Source organism: Caballeronia sp. dw_19 (assembly GCF_018449515.1).
Lineage (GTDB): Bacteria > Pseudomonadota > Gammaproteobacteria > Burkholderiales > Burkholderiaceae > Caballeronia.
Genome location: NZ_JAAVUQ010000099.1, coordinates 1 through 1,193, shown reverse-complemented (window position 1 = coordinate 1,193; position 1,193 = coordinate 1). Strand labels below are relative to the sequence as shown.

General features: G+C 57.6%; 1 protein-coding gene. It reads left to right on the top strand.

Annotation, left to right across the window (positions count from 1 at the left end; all coding sequences use genetic code 11):
- Positions 1 to 26 precede the first annotated feature (26 nt).
- Positions 27 to 1,193, top strand: a protein-coding gene (locus HB376_RS40570; RefSeq protein ID WP_213769305.1) for an IS3 family transposase whose coding sequence is annotated in 2 segments (ribosomal slippage) — positions 27 to 279 and positions 279 to 1,193 — 1,168 coding nt annotated over the 2 segments. Because the reading frame shifts where the segments join, the coding sequence is not laid out codon by codon here. This gene is flagged as partial in the annotation.

Here is a 1,193-nt window from a genome sequence, read left to right as displayed (position 1 = left end):
TTGACGTTACTTTGGAAAGACTAGAAATGAAGAAGATACCGAAAAAGGCGTACACGGCAGAGTTCAAGGAACTTGCTGTCAAACGCGTGAGCGATGGACAGACGATCACGGAAGCGGCGAAGGAGCTCGGCTTGAGCAGCCAGAGTCTGCGCAACTGGATTAAGGCCGCTGTGGCGGGCAAGCTGACGGGGGCTGGCAGCAAGGTCGTCACGCCGGAAGCAATGGAGCTGTCCCACCTGCGCTCCGAGGTCGCTCGCTTGAAGCGGGAGAACGAGATCATAAAAAAAGCAGCGGCGTACTTCGCGCGGGATGTTCTGTGAAGTACGCCTGGATTGGCACGCATATCAAGGCGTTCGCGCTGCTTGAAATGTGCGTGGTGCTCGACGTTAGCATCAGTGGCTACAGAGCGTGGAAGCGCGGTGGCACGCCTGATCGCAAGCGGTTGACCGATGATCAAATGCTGGCCTTGATTGGCGCCATTCATGCCGAACTCAAGGGCGCTTACGGCAGTCCGCGCATGATGCGTGAATTGCGCCTGCGAGGCTTCAGCGCCGGCAAGCAGCGAGTCGAAAGGCTCATGCGTGAGAATGGCATCCATGCTCGTCACAAGCGGCGCTACAAGGTCACCACGGACTCAAAGCACGGCTTGCCGGTGGCTGAGAACCTGCTCGATCGCAACTTCACTCCGGCAGCGCCGAACCAGGTCTGGACATCGGACATCACGTACCTTTGGACCGACGAGGGCTGGCTGTATTTGGCTGTCGTTTTGGACCTGTTCAACCGCGAGGTAATTGGCTGGTCGCTCAAGCCGCGCATGACGGCAGACATTGCGACGGACGCGTTGGCGATGGCCTGGTTTCGCCGCCGGCCGGCCGCGGGCGTCATGCATCACTCGGATCGGGGCAGCCAATATGCCAGCCACGCGTTCCAAGACAAGCTCAAAGAATATGGCATGACCTGCTCGATGAGTCGCAAGGGCAACTGCTGGGACAACGCCCCCACTGAAAGCTGGTTTAACAGCTTTAAAAACGAGCGGTATCATGGCGTGCGTTACGCCACACACGCCCAAATGAAGGCGGCGAGCTTCGACTATATTGAAGTCTTTTATAACCGCAAACGGCAGCATTCAACGCTCGGCTACAGGTCACCAATCCAGTATCTCGACCGCTGGATCAGTGAACAAAATCAGGGCG